Genomic DNA, 22,048 nt, shown 5'->3' on the forward strand with positions numbered 1-22,048 from the left:
GGCAACGACTAGCATACGTGTCAGTGGTCCTCGACGACCGCGTCGGCCGCGTGCTGACCGCTGATGAGACACATCGGCACGCCGATACCCGGCGTGGTGAACGACCCGGTGTAGTAGAGCCCGTCGACCGCCGAGGAGCGATGGCCCGGCCGCAGCGGGCCTGTCTGGCGCAGCGTGTGAGCCAGCCCCAGCGCGGTCCCCTGCGGGTCGTCGTACCGCCGGGCGAACTCCGAGACGCAGGCCTCGTGCTCGACGACGATCCGGTCCCGGAGGTCGACGCCAGCGTGCCGTGCGAGATCAGAGAGGACCTGCTCGCGGAACTGCTCGCGGGCGGGCCGGTCGTCGTCCAACCCCGGCGCGATGGGGACCAGGACGACGACGGCGTGGTGGCCCTCGGGCGCGACCCCGTCGTCGGTAATCGAGGGGACGTTGACGTAGTAGGCCGGATCGGCCGGCCACCGTGGCTCCGCGAAGATGCTCCGGAAGTGTGGCTCCCAGTCCTCGGGCAACACCAGCGTGTGGTGTTCCAGCGGGGCCACGTCACCTTCGACGCCCAGATACAGCATGTACGCCGAGGGCGCGTAGGTGCGACTCTCCCAGTAGCCCTGGCGGGTCTCACGGGTCCCGTCGGGCAGCAGGTCCCGGTCGACGTGGGCGAGGTTCGCGTTCGCCACCGCGAGGTCCGTCGTCGCCTGCCGGTCCCCGGTCGTCACGGCGACCCCGTCGCCCGCGTCGGCCAGCCCGGTCACCTCCTCGCCGGTCCGGATCGCCACGCCCAGCTCCTCGGCCAGTTCGACCATCCCTTCGACGACGCTGTAGATGCCACCCTCGGGGTAGTAGACGCCCAGTTCGAAGTCGACGTGACTCATGAGGTTGTACAGCGCCGGCGTGTTGTACGGCGACCCGCCCAGGAACACGAGCGTGTACTGCAGCAACTGGCGCAGTTTCGGGTGCTCGAAGTAGTCGGCCACGTGGTCCTGCATCGACCCGAGGAAGGTGAGCCCGCGGGCCGACCGGACGACTTCGGGGTCTACGAAGTCCCGGAGTCGCTGGCGGTCCTCGTAGACGAACCGCTCCATGCCGACCTCGTAGGTGTGTTCGGCCTCGTCGAGATACGCGTCAAGCGCCTCGTCGGCACCGGCCTCGTAGGAGCGAAACACCTGCCGGTTGTGGGCCATGTCCGGGCGCATGTCGACGCTGTCGGCGATCTCGCCGTCGGCGCCGCCCTTCCAGGCCACCCGGTAGTGCGGGTCCAGGCGGACGAGGTCGTAGTAGTCGCTTGGCTCCCGGTCGAAGTGGCCGAAGAAGCGCTCGAACACGTCGGGCATCAGGTACCACGACGGCCCGGTGTCGAAGGTGAACCCGTCGTCCTCGATGCGGTTCGCGTGGCCGCCGGGTCGGTCGTGCTGTTCGAGCAGCGTTACGTCCGCGCCGGCGTCGGCCAGGTAACAGGCCGCCGCCAGGCCGCCAAAGCCCGCACCGACGACCGTCGCCGACCGGCCAGCGAGCGGGTCTGCTGCCGCTGTCGCGTTGGGTCCCATCACCGTCGGCTAGGGACACGACCGGAGTATGTCACGACCCGTCGTTCTGTGGGTCGGGACATCCCCAGTTCTCGCTGTTGCTCGCGTACACCCGCCAGTCGACACCGACGACGCGCCTGCCGCGACCGCGCCGCCTAAACCGCTCGGGGGGCGAATGCCGACAGTGACCGCACGCACCGAGCGGTTGTTCTCGGGCTACGGCGGGCGGATGCTCGCGACGCTGAGCGTCGCCTGGGCCACCCTGCAGTTGGGGCGGTTCCTCCTGCCGCCGCTGTTGCCGTCCATCATCGCCGACCTGTGCACGACGACGGTCGTCGCCGGTGTCGCGCTGGGCACGCTCCAGGCCGTCTACGCCGTGACCCAGTTTCCCAGCGGCCGGCTCTCGGATCGGTTCACCCGACCGTCGCTCGTGGTCCCCGGACTGGTCGTGCTCACCGCCGGCTTCCTGGTCGTGTCGGGGACGACGACGGTGTGGCTGCTCGGCGCCGCCGCGGTGTTGCTCGGCCTCGGGAAGGGGCTGTTCGCCGTCCCCTCCCGTGCCCAACTGTCGGATCTGTTCGTCCAGCGCCGCGGCCAGGCGCTGGGGCTGTACGCCGCGGGCACCGATATCGGGGGGATACTGGCCTCGGTCGGCGGCGTCATCGTCACCGGCGGCGGCGCGACCATGGCGCTGATCGGCCTCGAACCGGTACTCGGGATCGACTGGCGGACGCCGTTCGTCCCCGTCGCGGGGGTCCTCGCGCTGGTCTCGCTGGCCTACGTCGCCTGGAACCGCGATCCCTACCGGCTCGGTCGCACCGACGTGGAACTCGTCGCGACGGTCCGGCGGCTGGCGACGACCCGCCGCCAGCGGGAGGCGCTGGTCGCGTTCGCACTGTTCTTCTTCGTCGTCGGCGCGTGGGTGAACTTTCTCCCGGCGTATCTCACCGACGGGAAAGGCTTTGCCGAACCCGTCGCCGCCGGCCTGTACGCCGTGGTGTTCGTCGTCGGCGTGGTGGTCAAGCCCACGGCGGGCACGCTGTCGGATCGGGTCCCTCGCCGGGCGGTCGGTGCCGGTGGTCTCCTCCTGGGTGTCGCCGCGCTGGCGGCCGTCGTCGCGGCCGAGTCGATAGTCGCCGTCGGCCTCGCAATCGCCGTCTACGCCGTCGGCTACAAGGCCGTGTTCCCGGTGGCCGACGCGACGCTGCTGGACGCCGCGCCCGACGACAACCTCGGCGCCGACCTGGGGGCCGCGCGGGCGCTGTTCCTGGGTGTCGGCGCGCTCGGCCCGGTGTACATGGGCTGGCTCGCCGCCGTCGCGAGCTACCGGCTGGCGTTCGTCGGGCTCGGGGGGTGTCTGATCGTGGCTGCGGGGCTCCTGCTTCGGGGGGTCGTCGGCTCGACCGATCACCTCTTGTAACACAGCCGACTCCCCTCGATCAGAGGGACAGTCATGGAGATCCGACCGTTCACCGAGAGTGATGCCGACGCCGTCTTCGAGATACACCGCCGTGCCTTCGACGGGCGCCTCGACGAGGCACGCATCGTACAGCGGCTCCACGACGCCGACACGGCTGTGGTCTCGCTCGTAGCAGTCGCAGACGGCCACGTCGTGGGCCACGTCCTGTTCTCTCCGGTGGCGGTCGACGATCACGGAGCGAGCGTCGAACTGGTCGGGCTCGCACCAGTCGGCGTGCTCCCGGAACACCAGAACGAGGGCGTCGGCTCGTCGCTGATCCGACGGGGGATCGCGACCTGTCGCGAGGCCGGTGTCGACGCCGTGGTCGTACTGGGCGACCCCGAGTACTATTCGCGCTTTGGCTTCGAACCGGCGAGCGAGTACGGGCTCGAAAACGAGTACGGTGTGGACGAGGAGTTCATGGTCGATCCGTTGCACGACGGCGCGTTAGACGCCGTGTCCGGAACCGTCAGGTACCGACCGGAATTTCGACAGGGAGAGACGTAGGCTCTCTCAGTGCTCGACGGGCCGCCTGATCGGTCGTGGCGTCTGCGATGCTGGAAGCCGATGCCGCTCGCACGGCGGCGAACTCAGTTCGTCTTCGCCTCTCGGACGCCAAACCGATGCCGGCCGTACGGAGACGGCCTTAGTCCGTTTTGGCGTCTGCGATGCTGGAAGCCGACGCCGCTCGCACGGCGGCGAGCTCAGTTCGTCTTCGCATCGGTCTCCTCCCCCGGTTCGACCGCGTCCACGCCTTCGGCGGCCTCGACGGCCTCGGTCACCTTCTCGGTGTCGACGTGCCACCGCTCGACCGACTGGTCGTAGTCGGCCAGCCGGTTCGAGACCCGCAGCTTCAGGTCGTCGTCGTTGACGTTGACCTCGAAGACGTACTCGGGGTTGTCCTCGCCGTTGATCCGCCGGAGGTTCGCGCTGACGAGTTCGTTGTCGAAGTAGTAGGGCGCGATCTGTGTCATCACGTTCCGGTAGACGGCGTCCTCGACCTTCCGCAGGGCCTTCCGGCCGGCCGAGTCGGCCGCGCGGGCGACGTAGTCGACGGACTCGCCCCACTTGTCGATGGCCTCGTCCGGTTCGTCCAGATTTTCGTAGGACTCGCTCAGTTTCTCGCCGGCGGTCTGGAGGTCCTCGTCGGGGTCCTTGCCGGCCTGTTCGCCCCGCCCTTCGTCGACGCTTGCCTGCTCCGCCGTCTTCTCGTTTACGTCCTCGTCGAGCCGCTCGTGGCTCTTGGGCCGCCAGTCGTCGAACTCGTCGAGGGCGTCCTCGTCGACCGGTTCGGCGACATCCTCGTCGCCGGCGAGGTCTTTCAGCGCCCGGGTGATCCGCTCGCCGTGTTCGACGACGGCGACCCAGCCGCCTCGCATCTTGAAGCCTGAAACGCTCTCTTCCATGTCAGCCATTGTAAAATCGGATACCGATGGGTCGGACAGTCTCCGCTGTGGTCTCCATCGTGTTCTGTTTCAGTATTCGCTCTGACTGGTTAAGCGTTTCCGCCGACCCGTCGACCGGCGGCTTATGCCCGTCGGGAGCGTAACGGCCGACGATGCCATCCGCACTGTTTGTCGTCAGCGAACACGGCTACTGGGGCGAGGAGTGTATCGAGCCGCTGACCACGCTCACCGAGGCCGGCGTGGAGATCACCGTCGCGACGCCGACCGGCGAGCCGCCGGTCCTGGACGAACGCTCCGTCGACCCCGAGGAGGTGGGCGAGGAGACGGCCGCACACGTCCGCTCGGTCCACGAGGAAGACGAGCGGCTCAACGACCCGACACCGATCGCTCGGGTCGAGGCGGCCGACTACGACGCCGTGGTCTTCCCCGGCGGCCACGGGACCGAGTGGGACGTGACACAGGACAGCGACGCCCGCCGGCTGCTCCGGGACGCCGTCGAGGGCGACGAAGGGAAGGCACTGGTCGTCTGTCACGCCGTCGGTATCCTCGCCTTTACGCGGGACAGCGAGAGCGGCCAAGCGCCGCGAGCAGACAGCGACGGCGGTATGCTCGTCGCCGGCCGCTCTGTCACCGGCTTCCCGAACGCCTGGGAGGAGGGCATCGTCGACGAGGACGACCTGATGCCCGACGGCCGGAAACTCCCCTACTGGGTCGAAGACGAGGTCAAAGCCGCCGGCGCCGACTGGGACGCCGAACTCGACGCCGACACGAGCGTCACCGTCGACGGCGACCTGATCACCGCACGCGGGCCGCCCTCGTCGGCGCGGGCCGCCCGGACGCTGCTCGACGAACTCGGCGTGGAAACCTCGTCCTAACGACGACTGCTGTCCCTCCGGTACCGGACACCCCGACCCGTCAGTCGGTAGTATCGCCTTTGTGACTGGATTCCTCTTCTTACGGCGCGTAACCAGCGCATAGCTTAGTGGGAGAATCGGAAACAGTATCGACCGTATGTCAAAAGACCACACACGACGGCGGTTCCTCCGGACGGCGGGCGCGGTTGGCGTGTTCGCACTCGCTGGCTGTGGTGGCGACGGCGCCGACGGCGATGGCGGTACCGGCGGCGACGGCGCGACAGAGGGTGACGGCGCGACAGAGGGCGACGGCGGTGACGGAAACGGCGACGGCGAGACAGAGGGCGACGGCGGTGACGGAAACGGTGACGGCGAGACAGAGGGTGACGGCGGTGACGGCGACACGGAGACGCGACTCTCGTGGCACGCCGGCGGGACTGGCGGGACGTACTTCCCGCTCTCGAACGAGTTCAAGACGGTCGTCGAGGCCAACACCGACTTCACGCTGAACGTCCAATCGACCGGAGCCAGCGTCGAGAACGTCGGCAACCTCGCCAGCGGGGACGCCGACTTCGCGCTCATCCAGAACGACATCGCGTTCTTCGCGAAGAACGGCACCGGGATCGAGGCGTTCCAGGACAACCCAGTCGAGAACCTGGTCGGTGTCGCGACGCTGTATCCCGAGACGATCACGGTCGTGACACTCGCCGACACCGAGATCACCAGCCTCTCGGACCTCTCCGGTGCGACGATCAACACCGGCGACCTCGGCTCGGGGACGCAGGTCAACGCCCTCCAGATCCTCGAAGCGGTCGGGATCTCCGATTTCACGGAGCAGAACGCCTCCTTCTCACAGGCGGCCGATCAGCTCCGGAACGGCGACATCGACGCGGCCTTCGTCGTCGGCGGCTGGCCGGTCGGCGCGATCGAGGACCTCGCGACGACGAACGACATCGTCATCGTCCCCATCGAGGGCGACAACCGCGAGGCGGTCAAGGACGCGGCCTCGTGGTTCGCCGACGACACCATCCCCGCGGGCACCTACACCGGCGTCGACGAGGCTATCGAGACTGTCGCCGTCCAGGCGATGATCGCGACCCGGTCGGAACTGGCCGACAGCACCGTCGAGACGGTCACTGCGGCCATCTTCGACAACGTCGACCAGCTGACGATCAAGACCGACTTCATCAGCAGGGAGTCGGCCCAGGACGGGATGTCGATCGAGCTCCACCCTGGTGCAGCGGCGTACTTCGACATGTGAGCCCCGCTATCGATTCGTTCGGGACCTGGACCCGGCTGCCGCAACGATAACCCCACCATGCGCCGAGGAATCGTCGCCGCGCTCGTCGTGTTGATCGTCGCGGGGAGCGCCGCCGCGGTCCCCGGCGGCCCCGCGCTCGTCGTCGAAGACGCCGAGACCGGCCAGCGGTACCTCACGGTGCCGGTCGCGAACGGGACCACCGTCGCGCTGGAGTACACACACAGCGTCGAGCGGACTCGGGTCTACGACGAGTACACCGTCCGCGGGGACCGGCTGGTGATGACCCGCATGGAGTTCGAGTCCTACGGCTGGGGCCTCCCCAGTCGTGCGAACGTCACCCGCGAGAACGGCACGCTCGTCTACGACCCGCCGGGGAGCTACGAGCGAGTGACCGTCGCGCCCGGTTCGATCGCCGGCCACCGACTCCACGTCGGGACGAGGACGGTCGATCTGGTCGCACTCACCGACGAGCGGTCCGTCCACGTCCACGTGATCCGGCGGTCCGCGTTCGCCGCCGCCACGGACACACTCACAACGTATGACAGCACACGACTCGTCTGAGGAGCTCAGCGAAGAGGATGTCGACGAAGTCCTCCAGGAGATCGAACGCAAGCGCTCGCTCCGGGGGGCGGCCGCGGTCGCCGTCGCGGTCATCGGCATCGCCTTCTCGGTCTTCCAGATGTGGCTGGCCGCGAAGGGGTTCGTCCTCTCGATCGACGTTCCGGTCCTCGGGACGATCCAGTTCGCCTCGTTACAGTTGCTCCAGATCAACGCGATCCACGTCACCTTCGGGCTGGTGCTTGCCTTCCTGCTGTATCCGTCGAGCACCGGTGACGGACCGCTCGCGACCCGTTCTATCCGGTTCGCGGCGTGGCTGGACGACCGACTCGGTCCCGAGCACCCCGTCACGCGGGCGACCCGTGGGGTCGGCGCGGCGCTGGCGTGGCTGTTCGTCGACCCCGACTTCGACCGGGTGACGCCGTTCGATGTCGTCCTGATGTTCGTCTCCGTGCTCGCGGCGGCGTACTTCATCACGGACTTCGACGAGATCCAGCGGATGCGCGCACTGGGCCTGGAGAGCGGCCGGCCGATTCAGGAGGTGTTTACGTTCCTCGACCCGATCGCGGGCCTGCTGGGACCGCTCGCGGAGCTCTCGTACGCGATGGTGCTGGGGGCGATCGGCGTCTTGCTCGTCCTGGAGGCGACCCGGCGTGCGATCAGTCTCTACCTCATGGTCATCGTCGCCGCGTTCGTCGTCTACGCCCGCTTTGGCTTCCTGATCCCGCAGGGGGCGGCCTACGTCGGCGTCCTCTCGATCCCGCCGCTTGGCTGGGACTCGATCATCCAGAACCTCTGGTACAACACGGAAAACGGTGTCTTCGGCATCCCGGTGACCGTCTCCGTGCAGTTCATCTACATCTTCATCCTCTTTGGCGCCTTCCTGGAGATGTCCGGGGCCGGCCAGTGGTTCATCGATCTGGCCTACGCCGCGACGGGGACCCGCCGGGGTGGCCCCGCGAAGGCGAGCATCCTCGCCAGCGGTTTCATGGGGACCATCTCCGGCTCGTCGATCGCGAACACGGTGACGACGGGGGCGTTCACCATCCCGCTGATGAAACGGTCGGGCTACCGCCCGGAGTTCGCCGGGGGGGTCGAGGCCTCCGCCTCCTCCGGCGGGCAGATCCTCCCGCCGGTGATGGGGGCCGCCGCCTTCCTCATCGTCCAGTACACGGCGACGCCGTTCCGCGAGGTCATCGTCGCGGCGACGATCCCGGCGATCGTCTTCTTCTTCGGCGTCTGGGTGATGGTCCACTTCGAGGCGGTCAAACAGAACATCGGCGGCCTGGACCCCTCTGAACTGGTCGACATCCGGAGCCACGTCCGCTCGGGCTGGTTCTATCTGGTCCCGATCGGCCTCCTCCTGTACTACCTCATCATCGAACGGCTCTCGGTGGCCCGCTCGGCGTGGTTCACGCTCATCGCGATCGGGGCGTTGATCACGCTCGTGGCCGCCTACAGCGACGAGACCCGGGCGCGACTGGGGGGGATCTTCGCCGTCCTGTTCGTCGGGACCTTCCTCGCGCAACTGCTCGCCGGCGCGGGGATCGTCGGCGCGATCACGGGCCAGGGGACCGGTGCCCAGTCGGCCCAGGCGGCCTTCGCGGCGACGGTCGGCGGCCTCGGGACGCTGTCGATCCTCGCCGGCGTCCTGACGCTCGCGACCCGCCCGCGCACCCAGTCGCCGATCCTCTCGTTCGACGACGCGGTCGACGAGGCCGCCGTCTCGACGGCGGACATGCTGGGCCGCTCGGAACTCGCGAGCAACGGGCTCTATCGGCTGACCGTCTTCCTCGGGAAGTCGATGGAGAGCGGCGCCCGGACGGCCGTCCCGGTCGTCATCGCCGTCGCGGCCGCGGGGATCATCCCCGGCGTCATCAGCGTCTCGGGACTCGGCCCGAACCTCGTCGCGCTCATCCGTGCGGTCGCCGGCGGGTCGCTGGTCCTCCTGTTGCTGGTGACCGCCGTCGCCTCGGTCATCCTCGGGATGGGGATGCCGACGACGGTCACCTACATCATCCTCGTCTCGCTGCTGGCGCCGGCGCTGACCAGTTTCGGCGTGCCGCTGCTCGCGGCGCACCTCTTTATCCTCTACTTCGGGGTGATCGCCGACATCACGCCGCCGGTCGCAGTGGCCGCTTACGCCGCCTCGGGGGTCGCCAAGTCCGACGCCTTCCAGACCGGGATCGACGCGTTCTCGCTGTCGCTGAACAAGGCCATCGTCCCCTTCGCGTTCATCCTCTCGCCGGGGATCGTCCTCCTGCGCCGGCGGGAAAACGCCGACGAACTCCCGATCCGCGAGCAGTACCGGGTCGTCCAGTTGTCGGACTTCGCCGATCCCGGGTTCGCGGTCTTCGACGTGTTGATCCCGGTCCTGGGCGTGTTCGTCGGCGTCGTCGCGCTGGCCGCGACCGTGATCGGATTCGTCTACGGTCCGGTCTCCCGGCTCGAACGGACTGCCTTCGCGGTCAGTTCGCTGCTGTTGATGGCGCCGGGGCTGGCCGTCTCCGGCCTGTTCGACATCACCGGCCTGCTGGGACTGGGTGGCGGCGAAGTCACGCTCGTGATGGACCTCGGCCTCCGCGCGGTCGGCGGCGTCCTCTTTGCCCTGCTGTTGCTCAAGAACCGCCAGCGCGGCCAGATCCCGGCCGAGCAGTCCGCCGGCGCCGAACCCACCTGAACGGCCCGGGTGTGACACTCCGGTCGTGGGGGCCGACGACCCTGTCGCAGACAGGACGTGTGTCGGTCACATTTAACAATACTGCGCTGTCACGTTCCACCGGATGGTCGGATCTGACCGGGACCGACGTGCCGACGGAGCTGTCGACCCCGAACGATATCTCGACAGCGTGTTACACTACCTCCACTCTCAGGGGTACGAGACGGCGACAAACGAGCTCAACGCTTCGGCGGTGTTGATCGCCTGCGTCGCCAGCGAGGTCTCCGATGGCCCGGAACGCTCCCTCTGCCTCGTCGAGACCGCAGCGGATACAGTGATCGACCTCCCCCACGTGAAGTATCTGCTCGAAACTGGGAAAGAGAAAGACATCGGGCACCTGGCACTCACGTCTCCCGGTGGGATCAGCCCCGACGCACAGACGGCGGCGGACGAATACGGTGTCCAGATCATCTCGCCCGACGACCTCTCGCCCGACGCCGCAGGATTCGGCGTCGCCGTCGAGGACATCGAATTCCCGGAGTCGTCGCCGACCGCCGAGACGGAACACGACGGCACCGAGGATCCGAACTCCGCTGCTGCAGAGAGTTCCGCCGCCGACCCGGCCAGCGCGTCTTCGAGCGAAATGGCACAGGAGCAAGCGTCGCTCGCCGAAACTCTCGTCATGCTGCTCGGAAGCGGTCTGGCCCTACTCGGGTTGGCGCCCTTTGTCTCCTGGTTCAGTCGGATCGCCGACCAGTCGCCGGCGATCGCGGCGATCGTGGGGTTCGTCGTCGTCTCCCCGCCGGCATTCGTCGCCGTCTCGGCAGTCGACGACTATCTCAACCTCCGCCTCTTTGGATCGTGGCGGGTCCGCAAAGAGAACGTGGCAGGGGCGATGGGGGCAGTGATCCTCGGTTTCGGAATCGTGCTAAACGAGGCGGCGTCGAACGGTCTCTACCGGTCTTCGGACATCTCCGGCCTCGTGTCGATCGGTGGCGGACTCCTCCTCCTGTACTCCGCCACTATCCACGTCGTGCGGCTGTTCTTCGAGAAGCGACGAGGCAGGCGGTGACCAGTGGCCGCCGTGTCCGACTCGTCCGGGCTGGTGCCGGCGATTCCCCGTCCGATCGACCGAGCAGGTCACTCGTCCGCGTCGTGTCGACCGACTCGAACGGTGGTCGATACGCTCTCCGCGCCTGGCAGTCGGCGCCCACCACAGAGCCACCGGAGTGGAAACTGTTTACCCCCAGCCTGCTGTAGGCCCGGGACATGGCGATAGAACAGCGCGGCGACGCCTCCGTCGTCACCCACGCCCTCGCGAAAGACGAACTCTCGAAGCTCCGCGATGTCGGCACCGAACAGGTCGCCTTCCGGAAGGGACTGGTCCGGCTCGGTCGGCTCTGTGGGTACGAGATCGTCGACGGGCGGATGGAGACCGAGTACGTCGAGATCGAGACGCCCCTGACCACGACGATGGGCGAGCGCGTCAAGGGGCTGGACGATGTCGTCATCGTCAACGTCCTCCGTGCCGCCACACCCTTCGTCGAGGGGCTGTTGAAGGCGTTCCCCCGCGCCCGACAGGGCGTCATCTCCGCCAGCCGCGACGAGGCGGCGGGGATGGACGAGGACGGCGAGTTCCCCATCTCGATCGACTACGTGAAACTGCCCGAGATCCGCCCCGAGGACACCGTCATCGTCGCCGATCCGATGCTCGCGACGGGGTCGACGATGTGTGCGGTCTTAGAACACATCACGACGAGCCAGACAGATCCGGAGACGCTGCTGACGCTGTCGGCCGTGGCGGCCCCGCCCGGCATCGTCCGTGTCTCCAGCGCGTTCCCGGACGTGGACGTGCTGACCGTCGCGATCGACGAGAAACTGGACGACGACGGGTTCATCGTCCCGGGCCTGGGCGACGCCGGCGACCGCGCTTTCCGGACGGACTGACCGCGCGGACCGAAACATCTTTTAGGTGCATCGGTGAACGAGTGGTACTGCGAGTTCTCGCCGCCGCCCCGCTCCCTAACCCCTTCGTTTCAACTGGAGAACGCGACACGTCGTCGGGTGACCCGTTCCAGTCGAACTACTATCCAATCCGTGTGTCGTGTCATCGTCCGTCGCGCACCAGCCGCTGCAGTCGGCGGTGTCGGCGACGCAGTCAGTACCCGTCGATGTCGGCGCGGCCGCTCGTGGCGCTCCTGATCTCGTCGCGCAGCCCCGCCCCCTCGGCGACCGGGACCCGAACGTCGAAGCGCACGTCGGCCTCGTAGGCGGCCTCGAACTCGACACCGGCGGATTCGAGCAGGCCCCGGACGCTGCCCGAATCGTCGTACGCCACCGTGACCGAGAACGTCTCGTGGGGAACCTCCTCGACGACGCCGGCCGCGTCGACGCCGTCCTTGACCGCCCGGGAGTACGCCCGGGCCAGGCCGCCGACGCCGAGGTTCGTCCCGCCGTAGTAGCGGGTGACGACGGAGACGACGTTCTCGATCTCGCGTTGCTGGAGGACGTTCAACGCCGGTTTGCCGGCACTGCCGCTTGGCTCGCCGTCGTCGCTGGAATACTCCCGAAACGGGTCGGATCGCACCCGGTAGGCCGGGACGTTGTGGGTCGCGTCGTCGTAGGCGGCCTCGATCTCGCGGACGAACGCCTCGGCCGCGTCGGTGGTCGTCGCCGGAGCGACGTGGCCGATGAACTCCGAGCCCTGGACGGTAAAGCGTGCCTCGGCCCGCTCGCCGACCGTCCGGTAGCTGTCTGGCACGGGAGCCAGTACCGGCGGGAGGCGAATAGCGCTTATCCTTCCGGCTCCCCCTCGCCCCCCGTCGGCCCGCTGGCTCCGGGGTCTCGGCTCCCCCACACCCGCTTGTCCAGCAGCCTGACGACCATCCCGTCACGCACCCGGAGCTGACAGGACAGCCGCGGATAGCCAAAGCGGTCGGCCAGGTCGTCGTGCCAGTGTTCGGGTTCGGGGTCGTCGGCCACCCGGACGCCACAGGTCGCACAGATGCCCCGGCCGCCACAGTTGAGCGACCGCGCGTACCGGCCGTGCGGGGAGATGTCGGCGGCCAGCAACACGTCCCGGAGGACCGCCCCAGCGTCGGCGGTCAGTTCGCGGCGCTCGCCGTCCGGGCTCTCGACGGTGATCGTCGCGGTCATAGCCGCTGGACGTGCGTGTCGCCGAACTCGCGGTCGGCGTACTTCAGCCCGTACCCGAACAGGCGGTCGGCCCCGATGTGAGCGGTCCAGATCAGCGCGACACCGACGGCAAGTCCGGTCCCGGTCAGGATTCCGGCGGCCGCCAGTGTGACCGGGCCGAGGTAGGTGTGGACGGCGTTGTACGTAGTCGCGCCGACCCGGCGGCTGTGGAGGTAGCCGGCCATCGACACGTCCGGCAGGAGCACGAGCGCGAGAAAGACGAGCAGGGACCGCCCCTGGAGCGCGTAGGTCGCCGTCGCGGCGGCGGCGACGATCGCCCCTTCGGCCCGGACGAGTGTCCGTGGGTTCATGCCTCGACAGTCGGTGTGGCGGGACAAAGACGTGGCGGGCGCTACGCCAGCTCGATCGTCCGGACGAACGCCATCCGGGTGATCTCGTTGACCAGATCGCCGGGCAGTTCCTCGTCGGTGATGACGTAGAGGACGGCCTCGTCGGTGAACTCCGGGTCCTCGGTGAGGACCTGCCGGATCGGGATGCCCCGGTCGGCGATGGCCCCCGTGACGGCGGCGACGATGCCCGACTCGTCGGCGTCCCGGACGTGGACCGTGATCGCGGTCAGGTCCAGCACCGGCGCCAGGTCCAGCAGGCTCGGCACCGCAGAGATGTTCCGGAAGATACGCCGGAGTTCGTCGTCGTCCAGGATCGCGTCGGTCGTCGCGTTGACCACCCGCCGGTCAACACCGGCCTCGCGGGCGATCCCCGTGTTCGGGATCTCGATCCCGCCCGAGACCACCCGGCCGTCCTCGTTGACCGAGAACCCCCGTTCGAGCAGCAGGCGGATGACGGCCTGCTGGCCCGGGGAGTCCGCGAACTTCTCCATGATCTCGTCGAACATCTATAGCTCGCCTTTCGTACTCGCCACGTCGGAGCGCCGTTCGTCGATGCGGGTCGCGTCGTCCAAGGCCCGCGCGAGCCCCTTGAACAGCGCCTCGATCTCGTGGTGGGCGTTCTCCCCTTCGACGCCACAGTGGAGGGTCAGCCCGGCGTTCATCGCCAGCGACCGGCAGAAGTGCCCGGCCATGTGGCTGGTCATCCCGCCGACCTCGGCCTGGGAGAACTCGCCGTCGAACTCGTAGTACGGCCGGCCGGAGATGTCGACGACGACGCTTGCGACGGCCTCGTCCAGTGGCACCCGCCGGTCGGCGAAGCGCCGGATACCGCGTTTCTCGCCCAGCGCGTCGGACAGGGCCTCTCCCAGCGTGATCGCCACGTCCTCGACGGTGTGGTGGTCGTCGATCTCTAGGTCGCCGTCACAGTGGACCGTCAGGTCGAACAGTCCGTGGGTGGCGAAGGCGGTCAGCATGTGATCGAAGAAGCCGACGCCGGTCTCGACCGTCGACTCGCCGTCGCCGTCGACCTCCAGGGTCACCTCGATCTCCGTCTCGGCCGTCTCGCGCGTGACGGCCGCCGTGCGGTCGGTCATACTCCCACGGTGTCGGGCCGGCTATTTGGACCTCACGGCTAGGCGTCGCTGTACCCGCTGCTGGTGTGTTGTGGTCGTGTGAGGGCCAGAAAGTCCCGGCCGGCTGAACTCGGGGGACTGGCCGTTCGAATCAGTGTCTCCGAAGCCGCAGCCCTCCGTCACCGCTACTCCGTCACCCGGCCGATGACCAGCCAGGTCGCGAGCGTCACCGCGAGCAACACCGCGATCGGGACCCACAGCAGGCGCATCGCCTGGAGGATGCCCGCGTCACCGATCAGAAAGCCCATGGCGGCCGGGACGGCGGCGATCCCGGCGGCGGAGGTGACCGCGGCGATGGCGTTGACCGGGGCGCTGTGCTCGGGGACGGCCTCGGTCCCGTAGGCCAGCATCGTCGGGTACAGCCCCGACAGCACCAGCCCGATGAGGAAGAAGCCGGCAAGCAGCGCTAGCCCCTCGGCGAAGAAGAAGGTGTAGAGGAAGGCGGGGACGAGCAGGGCGGCCTGTACGAGTCCCAGACGGGCGTAGCCAAAGCGCTCCGAGAGCCGCCCCGACGCCAGCCGGCCGGGGATGTACGCGGCGAGCATGATACTCAGCGAGGCCGTCGCGAGCGGGCCCGAGAGCCGGCCGTCGGCGAACGTCGTCAGCCACGTGAACAGCCCGCCCTCGACGCCGGCCGAGAGAAACAGCGTCACCGCCGTCGCCAGCACCTCGGGCTGGCGACCGATCCGACGGAGTTCGGCCATGTCGAGGGTGTCGTCGCCGCCGTCGACCGTCGGCGTCGGGAGATACCACACCAGCCCGACCAGCGGGACGAACGCGAGCCCGAGCGTGAAGTAGGCCAGCCGCCAGTCGCCCAGCCAGACGGCCGCCGCGACCAGCGCCGGCCCGAGGGTCGCGCCGACCGCCCACATCATGTCGTAGTAGCTAAAGAGCCGCCCCCGCTGGGCCGGGTAGAGGTGGCTCAACAGCGGCCGGTCGGTCCCCCGGCCGACGCCGGTAAAGAGCCCGCGGCCAGCGAGCGCGGACAGGAACAACAGGAACGACGGGGCGACGCCCATGAAGAAGATCCCGACGCCGGTCCCGACGAAGCCGACCAGGAGCAGACGGCGCGTGTCGAAGTGGCTCGCGACCGCGCCGACGAGCATCACGACCAGCAGATACCCGAGCGTCCCGGCGGGCGCGACCAGCCCCAACTGCCAGTCGGGGGCGCCAAACGTGGTCCGCAGTTCGGGGATGACCGCCCCGCGCATCTGCAGGCCGGCCCCCTCCAGCGCGACGTACGCGAAGACGGCCAGCGTCCACCACCGCCTGGTGTCTCGTTCCGTCTCGGCCCCGTGGACGTTGGCCGTCTCGTTCATACTCCACCCTGTGTGGCCTAGTGGAAAAATATTTTGTATATAGTAGTACAATCCTCTCCCATGTCTGGCGACGCGCTCCGGGACCACCTCGCGACGTTCGGGCTCTCGGAGAAGGAGATCGAGGCCTATCTGGCCGTCCTGAAGGCCGGCACGGCGACGACGGGGGAGGTATCGCGGGCCGCCGATGTCTCGCAGGGGTACGTCTACGACATCGCCGCGGCGCTGGCCGACCGTGGGTTGGTGACGATCGACGAGACACAGAGTCCGACGGTGTTGCGCGCCCGACCGCCCGAGGACGCCATCGGCGCGCTGTCGACGCGGGTCGAGGAACTCGGCGAGACGATCGACGACCTCTACGAACAGCCCGCCGACGGGGGGCCGCCCGTCGAGGTCGTCCACTCGCGGGCGACCGTCCGCAAGCGCGCACGGAGCGCACTCGACGTGGCCGACCACGAGGCGCTGCTGGTCGTGCCGGCACCGGAGATCGAACACCTCCGCACGGCGCTGGCCGACGCCCAGGAGCGGGGCGTGTTCGTCTACCTGCTGGCGGTCGCGCCGCTGTCCGCCGACGCCCTCGACGAGGAGTGGGGACGGATCGCAGACGTGGCCCGGACCTGGGACGCGACGGCGCCGGTCCACGTCATCGCCGACGAGACGCGGGGGCTGATGGGTGCCCACGGCGTCCTCTCGGGCCGACACGGCGAGGAGTACGCGCTGGCGTTCACCCAGCGGGAGATCGGCAGCGGCTTCTTCGGGAACGTCGTCGCGAACTTCTGGCCGATGGGCGAGGACCGCCACGTCACGGAGCCGGACCCGTTGCCGGCGACCTACGACCACCTCCGGACCGCCGCGACCAACGCCGCGCTCCACCGGGCGGCCGGCCGGGACCTCCTTGCGGACGTGACCGTCACCGGCCTCGACAGCAGCGAGCGGACCTACGAGCGGGTCCCGGTCGTCGAGGTCCGCCAGGGGCTCGTCGGTGACCCGACCAACGACTTCCCGATGGAGAACAGCCTCGTGTTCGAGACCCCCGACGGCCGCGTCTCCGCCGGCAACACACAGGGCGGGATCAGACCGTTCTACGAGGGATACGGGGCGACGGCGGTGACGCTGTACTCGGGGTGAGTCGCGAGCGTCCGATCAGGCGACCTCGGGGCGGTACCACACTGGCCCCGCGGCGGAGGCGCTGACGACGTACTCCGCGAGGGGGAACTGGACGACGACGGGTCCCGAGTCGTCGCTGCCGACCAGTTGTGCGAGCGCACCGGGGTCGACGCTGTCGTACAGCGGGTCGATCTCCAGCGCGTCCCGGCCGATCGCCCCGGCCAGCGCCGTCACGATGGCGGTCCCGACATCCGGGCTCTCGGCCCAGTCGAACCGCCCGAGGAACCGCCAGTCGTTCCCGCCGGAGCGGTCGATCTCGGCCACGCCGGTCACCGTCCGGATCGCCTCGCCGAGCCTGGGGAGGTCCGTCTTCGCCGCCGTCCGGCGGAGGACGATGTCGGCGACGCCGTCGGACCGGCTGTTCGGTACGTCGGAGGTGAGCAGCACCGTCGCGACAGTCGCCCGGACCGTCCGTGCGGCCGTCAGCACGGAGAGCGCACGCTCGGCCCGGGGCGCTTCGCTCACGACACAGTCGATGTCGGTCGCGTCGAGGCTGGACAGGGCCGCCTCGGCGGAGCCCGCGACACTGGGGAGGATCTCCCGATCGGTGGCGAAAAAGTCCACGAACCGTTCCCGCTCGGCCGCACGCTCCGTCACCAACAGTGCTGCGACAGTGCTCCCCTGCATGTCATCGATAGGCAGAGCGGCGAGATAACCGTTGCTCCCCGACAGATCACGACCCGTCGACCGCGTCTGTCGCCTCGGCCAGCGTGAACGCCCCTTCGTAGAGGGCGCTGCCGACGACTACGGCGGCCGCACCGGCATCCCGGAGCGCGACCACGTCGTCGACGGTCGCGACGCCCCCGCTCGCGATCACCGGGATGTCGACGGCCTCCACCAGCCGTTCGACTGGGTCGGTCCGGACACCCGCGAGTTGGCCCTCCACGTCGACATCGGTAAAGAGGATTCCGGCGGCACCGCGGTCCGCGTACCGCTGTGCGGCCTCGGCGGGGTCCAGCCCGGTCCCCTCGGTCCACCCCGAGACGACGACCTCGCCGTCTTTCGCGTCCAGGCTCACCAGCACGCTGCCGGGGTGGCTCTCGCTGATCTCGGCGACGATCTCGGGGGTCTCGACGGCGGCGGTCCCGAGGATGACACGGTCGACGCCCCGATCGAGCAGGGAGACGGCGTCGTCGACGGTCCGGATCCCTCCGCCCAACTGGACGCCAACGTCGTCGTCGACGGCGTCCAGGACGGCGTCGATAGCCGCGGCGTTCTTGCGCTCGCCCTCGAAGGCACCGTCGAGGTCGACCAGGTGCAACGTTCCGGCGCCGGCGTCGATCCACCGCCGTGCGGCCTCGACCGGGTCGCCGTAGGTCTTCTCGGTGCCGCGCTCGCCGCCGACCAGTTGGACGACCTGCCCGTCCTGCATGTCCACGGCCGGAACGACCTCGAACTCGGGGAACATGGACGTGGCTGGGTCGGCATCGGTCGAAAGCGTGTCGGTAGCGATGTCTGAGCGCCAGCGAAGACATCGAGGCGGAACGGCGAACGTAGTGAGCCGTGGAGCGGTGGGAGTTGTGCCGAGCGCCAGCGAAAACATCGAGGCGGAACGGCGAACGTAGTGAGCCGTGGAACGGTGGAGGAGGTGAGCCGTGGAACTGGGAGCGTTCGAGCCCCGGACTTTTGCCGCTGTCCGCGAAACGGTAGGGTATGTCGCCCGGTGTTCCACTGCTCTCGCCGCTCGCTCGGCGTCTCGAAGCCGTCATGTTCGGCCGCTACGAGGCACAGTACCGGCTGTTCACACAGGCAGTGCTGGTCGTCGCCGTCGCACTGTCGCTGGCGTGGGGGCTGGTGACCGTCGGGCTCGTCGATGCTGGTCCCGCCTGGGAAGAGGTACTCGCGACGGCCGCGAGCGTCGCCGTCTCGGCGTTCGTCGTCGTCGGCCTCCTCCAGTTTCTCGCCCTGGCGAACGTCCTCCAGCGGACCAACGAGGATGTCGCGACACAGGCTGCGGAACTCGAACAGGCCGCCGAGCAGTTAGAACAGACCGTCGACGAACTGGAGACGACCGTCGATTCGGTCGAGGACGCCGCCGAGACGGTCGACGAGGCCGCCGTCGAGGTCGAGCAGACGGCCGACGAGGTCGAACGGACCGCGGCCGAGACCGGTTCCGACGACGCCGCAGAGACCGTGACCGAAGTCAAGGACAAGGCGACCGAGGCACAGACGAAGACGAGCGACGCCAAGGAGACCGCCGCGTCCGTCACCGAGGAAGTCGAGGCCGCGAAGGAGACCGTCTCCGAGGTCGAGGAGACGGCCGCCGAGAAACGGCAGCGACTCGCAAGCAACGAGGACGACCCCGGGGACGCTCCCAGCGGGGACGACCCCGAGGACGCCTGATCGAACGAGCGTCGACCGGTCCGGTCCTGCCGGCCGATTCCGAAGACGGTACCCTTTACCCCCGCCAGCGTCTGGCAGGTGTATGGTCGAGGTTCTCTTCGCGCTGGGGCTCGTCGTCGCGGTCTTCGTCGGATTCAACATCGGGGGCTCCTCGACGGGCGTGGCCTTCGGCCCGGCGGTCGGGTCGAACACGCTGACGAAGCTCTCGGCGGCGGCCCTGATGACGGTGTTCGCGCTGGCCGGTGGACTGCTCGTCGGCCCGGCCGTCGTCCAGAGCCTGGGCAGCGACCTGGTCGGGACCCAGTTCTCGCCGCTGATCAGCATCGTCGTCCTCTTTTTCATCGGGACGGCGCTGTTTCTCTCGAACGTGGCCGGCGTGCCCGCGTCGACCTCGATGACGGCCGTCGGCGCCATCGCCGGCCTGGGGCTGGCCCAGAACACGCTCAACGCGGGACTGATGCTCGAAATCGTCTCGTGGTGGCTCGTCTCGCCGATCATCGCCTTCTGGGTCAGCGGCGTCATCGGCCGGTACTTCTACCCGACGCTGGTCGAGTGGTTCGCCGTCTCACAGAGCGAGGGCGCGCTCGTCGAGCGGGACGACTCGGGGTTCCCCTGGGTCCGACTGGGCGAGAACACCACCCCACGCGAGTTCGTCGGGACCGTCGTCGTCATCGGGATCGGCTGTTACATGGGCTTCTCGGCCGGGGCGTCGAACGTCGCCAACGCCGTCGCGCCGCTGGTCGGCAACGGCTCGCTGGACCTGTACCCGGCGATCCTGCTGGGCGGCGGTGCGATCGGGCTGGGCGCGTTTACCATCGCCCGACGGACGATGGACACGGTCGGGAACGACCTCACCGATCTCCCGCTGGTGGCGGCCATCGTCGTCGCGGCGGTCGCCTCGACGATCGTCACCTTCCTCTCGGCGCTGGGGATCCCCGCCAGTTTCGTCATCATCGCCACGATGAGTATCGTCGGGCTGGGCTGGGGGCGGGCGACACGGACGACGCGGCTCTCGGACACCGTCCAGGGTGAAGCACCCGACGTTTCGGTCGGGGCGCTGACCGCCGACGCAGAGGACGCCCCGACCGTCGGCGGCCAGAAGGGGACGCCCGAGCCAAAGGACACGGAACCGATCGGCGAGGAGTCGGGCGAAGACCTCCCGAAAGCGTCGGACCTGTTCGAGCCCGCGACGACGGCTCGCGTCATCTTCCTGCAGAACATCGTCCCCTCGATCGCGACCGTCGCCGCCTACCTCGTCTTTCGGTTTCTCCCGGTGGCCTAACCTTCACGATTGTTCGCCCCGCGGTGTTGAAGGGCAAAGTCTAACAAGTCGGCGTTCGAACCCGTCAGGTGATGCCCACGGTAGAGTACCTTAACTACGAAGTAGTGGACGACAACGGCTGGGATATCTACGACGACGACCTCTTCGAGAAGGCCGGCGACGCGGGCCTTGGCGAAGAGGACCACGGAACGATCGAAGTCAACGAAGGCGAGTACATCCTCGAAGCGGCGGAGGCACAGGGCTACGACTGGCCCTTCTCGTGCCGCGCCGGCGCCTGTGCGAACTGTGCTGCCATCGTCGTCGAGGGCGACATCGACATGGACATGCAGCAGATCCTCAGCGACGAGGAAGTCGAAGAGAAGAACGTCCGCCTGACCTGCATCGGCAGCCCCCGACGCCGACGAGGTCAAGATCGTCTACAACGCGAAGCATCTCGACTACCTGCAGAACCGCGTCATCTGACGCTCTCTGCAGTTTTCACCGTCTTCCCCCCTCCGGCAGCGGCGGCGCCGCTGACCGGAACCATTAGGGGTTCACACCAAGTGGTGACAGTCGTGCTCGGGTCGATACCGGACCTGTTGCGACTGGTCGCCGTCCCGGTCTTCGGGTGGGCGGCGTACCGCGACGTGAAGACGCGTCGGATCCCCAACCAGATCTGGGGGCCGCTGGCGCTGTTCGCGGCCGGCCTGCTGGTCTGGGACGCGTACACGGTACTGAACACGGCCGGCGGACGGCTGTTCTTCCTCCGTGTCGCGATCAGCCTCGGGTTCGTCCTGCCGCTGTCGTACGCCTTCTGGCGGATCGGCGGGTTCGGCGGGGCCGACGCGAAGGCGTTCATGCTGATCGCCGTCCTCTTTCCGGTCTATCCCACCTATCTGCTGTCCTCGCCGTCGGTGGCGCTGCCGCTGGAACCGACCACGCTGGGCGTGTTCTCGCTGACGATCCTCTCGAACACCGTGCTGGCCGGCGTCGTCTACCCGATCGGGGTGGCCGCGAGCAACGTCGCCCGCGGGGAGTTCGACCTCGCGATGTTCATCGGGAAACCCGTCGCTGTCGGCGAGATAACCGACGAGTACGGCAGGCTGCTCGAATCGCCGGACGGGTTCACCCGGCGCGGGCTGGACCTGGACGCGCTCCGGATGTATCTCCAGTACCGCGGGCTGACGCTCGCGGAGGTGCTGGCCGACCCCGAGCGGTACCGCGATCCAGCGTCGCTCCCGACGGATCCGAACCCGCCCGGTGACGGCTCGCTGGCGACCGACGGCGGCGAACCGGTCACGGTGCCGGACGACACGGACGGGACGGCGGGCACGGCCGACCCCTGGGGCGCCCAGCAGTTCCTCGACGACATCGACCACTCGGCCTACGGCGCGACGCCGACCCAGCTCCAAGAGGGACTGGACGTACTGGTCGAGGAAGAGGAGGTGTGGGTCTCGCCGGGCATCCCGTTCATCGTCCCGATGTTCGCCGGCCTGGTCGTCTCGCTGACCTACGGCGACGTGCTCTTCGCGATCATGCAGGCTGTCGGGCTGGCGTAGCGCGGGG

At 68.6% G+C, this 22,048-nt stretch carries 22 protein-coding genes and 1 pseudogene; 13 read left to right on the forward strand and 10 right to left on the reverse strand.

The annotated features are described in order from the left end of the window. Positions 1-20: 20 nt before the first annotated feature. Positions 21-1,541, reverse strand: a complete 1,521-nt coding sequence (locus P1L40_RS10095; protein WP_284006749.1) for a phytoene desaturase family protein — start codon at positions 1,539-1,541, stop codon at positions 21-23. A gap of 154 nt (positions 1,542-1,695) precedes the next feature. On the opposite strand from P1L40_RS10095, the gene P1L40_RS10100 reads away from it, so the two are divergent. Further along, positions 1,696-2,940 carry an MFS transporter gene (locus P1L40_RS10100; protein WP_419181177.1) on the forward strand — a complete coding sequence of 415 codons (1,245 nt, stop codon included), beginning with the start codon at positions 1,696-1,698 and terminating at the stop codon, positions 2,938-2,940. Positions 2,941-2,973: 33 nt separating this feature from the next. Then, positions 2,974-3,486 (forward strand): GNAT family N-acetyltransferase, encoded by a 513-nt coding sequence (locus tag P1L40_RS10105; protein WP_284006751.1) that lies wholly within the window; start codon positions 2,974-2,976, stop codon positions 3,484-3,486. 197 nt (positions 3,487-3,683) lie between these two features. Here the strand turns inward: P1L40_RS10105 and P1L40_RS10110 are convergent, their stop codons facing one another. Beyond that, positions 3,684-4,394: a DUF5828 family protein gene (locus P1L40_RS10110; RefSeq protein ID WP_284006752.1), complete on the reverse strand. Its 711-nt coding sequence runs from the start codon at positions 4,392-4,394 to the stop codon at positions 3,684-3,686. 143 nt (positions 4,395-4,537) lie between these two features. On the opposite strand from P1L40_RS10110, the gene P1L40_RS10115 reads away from it, so the two are divergent. From P1L40_RS10115 to upp, 6 genes are all read left to right on the forward strand, one after another. Beyond that, positions 4,538-5,260 carry a type 1 glutamine amidotransferase domain-containing protein gene (locus P1L40_RS10115; protein WP_284006753.1) on the forward strand — a complete coding sequence of 241 codons (723 nt, stop codon included), beginning with the start codon at positions 4,538-4,540 and terminating at the stop codon, positions 5,258-5,260. Between the two features lie 136 nt (positions 5,261-5,396). Then, positions 5,397-6,500, forward strand: coding sequence for a TAXI family TRAP transporter solute-binding subunit (locus tag P1L40_RS10120; RefSeq protein ID WP_284006754.1), 1,104 nt, complete (start codon positions 5,397-5,399; stop codon positions 6,498-6,500). A 57-nt stretch (positions 6,501-6,557) separates the two neighbouring features. Next, positions 6,558-7,061: a DUF1850 domain-containing protein gene (locus tag P1L40_RS10125; protein WP_284006755.1), complete on the forward strand. Its 504-nt coding sequence runs from the start codon at positions 6,558-6,560 to the stop codon at positions 7,059-7,061. After that, positions 7,039-9,738: a TRAP transporter permease gene (locus P1L40_RS10130; protein ID WP_284006756.1), complete on the forward strand. Its 2,700-nt coding sequence runs from the start codon at positions 7,039-7,041 to the stop codon at positions 9,736-9,738. Before P1L40_RS10125 ends, P1L40_RS10130 begins: the two co-directional genes overlap by 23 nt. A 103-nt stretch (positions 9,739-9,841) precedes the next feature. Further along, entirely contained in the window at positions 9,842-10,789 is a 948-nt protein-coding gene (locus tag P1L40_RS10135) for a hypothetical protein (RefSeq protein ID WP_284006758.1), read from the forward strand. Positions 10,790-10,986: 197 nt separating this feature from the next. Then, positions 10,987-11,664 carry a uracil phosphoribosyltransferase gene (upp, locus tag P1L40_RS10140; protein ID WP_284006759.1) on the forward strand — a complete coding sequence of 226 codons (678 nt, stop codon included), beginning with the start codon at positions 10,987-10,989 and terminating at the stop codon, positions 11,662-11,664. Positions 11,665-11,875: 211 nt separating this feature from the next. On the opposite strand, the gene P1L40_RS10145 is transcribed toward upp, so the two are convergent. From P1L40_RS10145 to P1L40_RS10170, 6 genes are all read right to left on the reverse strand, one after another. Next, positions 11,876-12,478: an IMPACT family protein gene (locus P1L40_RS10145; RefSeq protein ID WP_284006761.1), complete on the reverse strand. Its 603-nt coding sequence runs from the start codon at positions 12,476-12,478 to the stop codon at positions 11,876-11,878. Between the two features lie 32 nt (positions 12,479-12,510). After that, positions 12,511-12,873: a 2Fe-2S iron-sulfur cluster-binding protein gene (locus P1L40_RS10150; RefSeq protein WP_284006762.1), complete on the reverse strand. Its 363-nt coding sequence runs from the start codon at positions 12,871-12,873 to the stop codon at positions 12,511-12,513. Continuing rightward, the gene (locus tag P1L40_RS10155) at positions 12,870-13,223 is read right to left on the reverse strand and encodes a DUF4260 family protein (RefSeq protein WP_284006764.1); all 354 of its coding nucleotides are present in this window, start codon (positions 13,221-13,223) and stop codon (positions 12,870-12,872) included. The genes P1L40_RS10150 and P1L40_RS10155 overlap by 4 nt, the downstream gene beginning before the upstream one ends. A gap of 41 nt (positions 13,224-13,264) precedes the next feature. After that, positions 13,265-13,768: a TrpY family transcription regulator gene (locus P1L40_RS10160; RefSeq protein WP_284006766.1), complete on the reverse strand. Its 504-nt coding sequence runs from the start codon at positions 13,766-13,768 to the stop codon at positions 13,265-13,267. Next, the gene (gene hisB, locus P1L40_RS10165) at positions 13,769-14,356 is read right to left on the reverse strand and encodes an imidazoleglycerol-phosphate dehydratase HisB (RefSeq protein WP_284006768.1); all 588 of its coding nucleotides are present in this window, start codon (positions 14,354-14,356) and stop codon (positions 13,769-13,771) included. A gap of 164 nt (positions 14,357-14,520) precedes the next feature. Continuing rightward, positions 14,521-15,714: an MFS transporter gene (locus tag P1L40_RS10170; protein WP_284006770.1), complete on the reverse strand. Its 1,194-nt coding sequence runs from the start codon at positions 15,712-15,714 to the stop codon at positions 14,521-14,523. 60 nt (positions 15,715-15,774) lie between these two features. On the opposite strand from P1L40_RS10170, the gene P1L40_RS10175 reads away from it, so the two are divergent. Beyond that, positions 15,775-16,839, forward strand: coding sequence for a TrmB family transcriptional regulator sugar-binding domain-containing protein (locus P1L40_RS10175; RefSeq protein ID WP_284006771.1), 1,065 nt, complete (start codon positions 15,775-15,777; stop codon positions 16,837-16,839). Between the two features lie 15 nt (positions 16,840-16,854). Here the strand turns inward: P1L40_RS10175 and P1L40_RS10180 are convergent, their stop codons facing one another. Together P1L40_RS10180 and hisA are read right to left on the reverse strand one after the other, a co-directional pair. Next, complete coding sequence (locus P1L40_RS10180) at positions 16,855-17,505, reverse strand: HalOD1 output domain-containing protein (protein WP_284006773.1); 651 nt, start codon at positions 17,503-17,505, stop codon at positions 16,855-16,857. A 46-nt stretch (positions 17,506-17,551) separates the two neighbouring features. After that, positions 17,552-18,286, reverse strand: coding sequence for a 1-(5-phosphoribosyl)-5-[(5-phosphoribosylamino)methylideneamino]imidazole-4-carboxamide isomerase (gene hisA, locus P1L40_RS10185; protein WP_284006774.1), 735 nt, complete (start codon positions 18,284-18,286; stop codon positions 17,552-17,554). Between the two features lie 245 nt (positions 18,287-18,531). Between hisA and P1L40_RS10190 the strand changes: the two genes are divergently transcribed. The 4 genes and pseudogenes from P1L40_RS10190 to P1L40_RS10205 all read left to right on the forward strand — a co-directional run bounded on the left by P1L40_RS10190 (position 18,532) and on the right by P1L40_RS10205 (position 22,041). Continuing rightward, a complete protein-coding gene (locus tag P1L40_RS10190) occupies positions 18,532-19,221 on the forward strand; it encodes a hypothetical protein (RefSeq protein ID WP_284006775.1) in 690 nt (229 codons plus the stop codon). 82 nt (positions 19,222-19,303) lie between these two features. After that, entirely contained in the window at positions 19,304-20,503 is a 1,200-nt protein-coding gene (locus P1L40_RS10195) for an inorganic phosphate transporter (protein WP_284006776.1), read from the forward strand. A gap of 71 nt (positions 20,504-20,574) precedes the next feature. Next, a pseudogene (fer, locus tag P1L40_RS10200) lies at positions 20,575-20,965 on the forward strand (ferredoxin Fer). Between the two features lie 92 nt (positions 20,966-21,057). Then, positions 21,058-22,041: an A24 family peptidase gene (locus P1L40_RS10205; protein WP_284006777.1), complete on the forward strand. Its 984-nt coding sequence runs from the start codon at positions 21,058-21,060 to the stop codon at positions 22,039-22,041. Positions 22,042-22,048: the final 7 nt, after the last annotated feature.

This window comes from Haloarcula pelagica (genome assembly GCF_030127105.1).
In the GTDB taxonomy this organism is placed as follows: Archaea; Halobacteriota; Halobacteria; order Halobacteriales; family Haloarculaceae; genus Haloarcula; species Haloarcula pelagica.

Excerpts from the sequence above, each read along its gene's own strand:
- P1L40_RS10135 (WP_284006758.1), top strand. The coding sequence starts at position 9,842 with ATGGTCGGATCTGACCGGGACCGACGTGCCGACGGAGCTGTCGACCCC.
- hisB (WP_284006768.1), bottom strand. The coding sequence starts at position 14,356 with ATGACCGACCGCACGGCGGCCGTCACGCGCGAGACGGCCGAGACGGAG.
- P1L40_RS10170 (WP_284006770.1), bottom strand. The coding sequence starts at position 15,714 with ATGAACGAGACGGCCAACGTCCACGGGGCCGAGACGGAACGAGACACC.
- P1L40_RS10160 (WP_284006766.1), bottom strand. The coding sequence starts at position 13,768 with ATGTTCGACGAGATCATGGAGAAGTTCGCGGACTCCCCGGGCCAGCAG.
- P1L40_RS10100 (WP_419181177.1), top strand. The coding sequence starts at position 1,696 with ATGCCGACAGTGACCGCACGCACCGAGCGGTTGTTCTCGGGCTACGGC.
- P1L40_RS10150 (WP_284006762.1), bottom strand. The coding sequence starts at position 12,873 with ATGACCGCGACGATCACCGTCGAGAGCCCGGACGGCGAGCGCCGCGAA.
- P1L40_RS10125 (WP_284006755.1), top strand. The coding sequence starts at position 6,558 with ATGCGCCGAGGAATCGTCGCCGCGCTCGTCGTGTTGATCGTCGCGGGG.
- P1L40_RS10180 (WP_284006773.1), bottom strand. The coding sequence starts at position 17,505 with ATGCAGGGGAGCACTGTCGCAGCACTGTTGGTGACGGAGCGTGCGGCC.
- P1L40_RS10175 (WP_284006771.1), top strand. The coding sequence starts at position 15,775 with ATGTCTGGCGACGCGCTCCGGGACCACCTCGCGACGTTCGGGCTCTCG.
- P1L40_RS10155 (WP_284006764.1), bottom strand. The coding sequence starts at position 13,223 with ATGAACCCACGGACACTCGTCCGGGCCGAAGGGGCGATCGTCGCCGCC.
- P1L40_RS10110 (WP_284006752.1), bottom strand. The coding sequence starts at position 4,394 with ATGGCTGACATGGAAGAGAGCGTTTCAGGCTTCAAGATGCGAGGCGGC.
- hisA (WP_284006774.1), bottom strand. The coding sequence starts at position 18,286 with ATGTTCCCCGAGTTCGAGGTCGTTCCGGCCGTGGACATGCAGGACGGG.
- P1L40_RS10115 (WP_284006753.1), top strand. The coding sequence starts at position 4,538 with ATGCCATCCGCACTGTTTGTCGTCAGCGAACACGGCTACTGGGGCGAG.
- P1L40_RS10105 (WP_284006751.1), top strand. The coding sequence starts at position 2,974 with ATGGAGATCCGACCGTTCACCGAGAGTGATGCCGACGCCGTCTTCGAG.
- P1L40_RS10195 (WP_284006776.1), top strand. The coding sequence starts at position 19,304 with ATGGTCGAGGTTCTCTTCGCGCTGGGGCTCGTCGTCGCGGTCTTCGTC.
- upp (WP_284006759.1), top strand. The coding sequence starts at position 10,987 with ATGGCGATAGAACAGCGCGGCGACGCCTCCGTCGTCACCCACGCCCTC.
- P1L40_RS10120 (WP_284006754.1), top strand. The coding sequence starts at position 5,397 with ATGTCAAAAGACCACACACGACGGCGGTTCCTCCGGACGGCGGGCGCG.
- P1L40_RS10130 (WP_284006756.1), top strand. The coding sequence starts at position 7,039 with ATGACAGCACACGACTCGTCTGAGGAGCTCAGCGAAGAGGATGTCGAC.
- P1L40_RS10095 (WP_284006749.1), bottom strand. The coding sequence starts at position 1,541 with ATGGGACCCAACGCGACAGCGGCAGCAGACCCGCTCGCTGGCCGGTCG.
- P1L40_RS10190 (WP_284006775.1), top strand. The coding sequence starts at position 18,532 with ATGTCGCCCGGTGTTCCACTGCTCTCGCCGCTCGCTCGGCGTCTCGAA.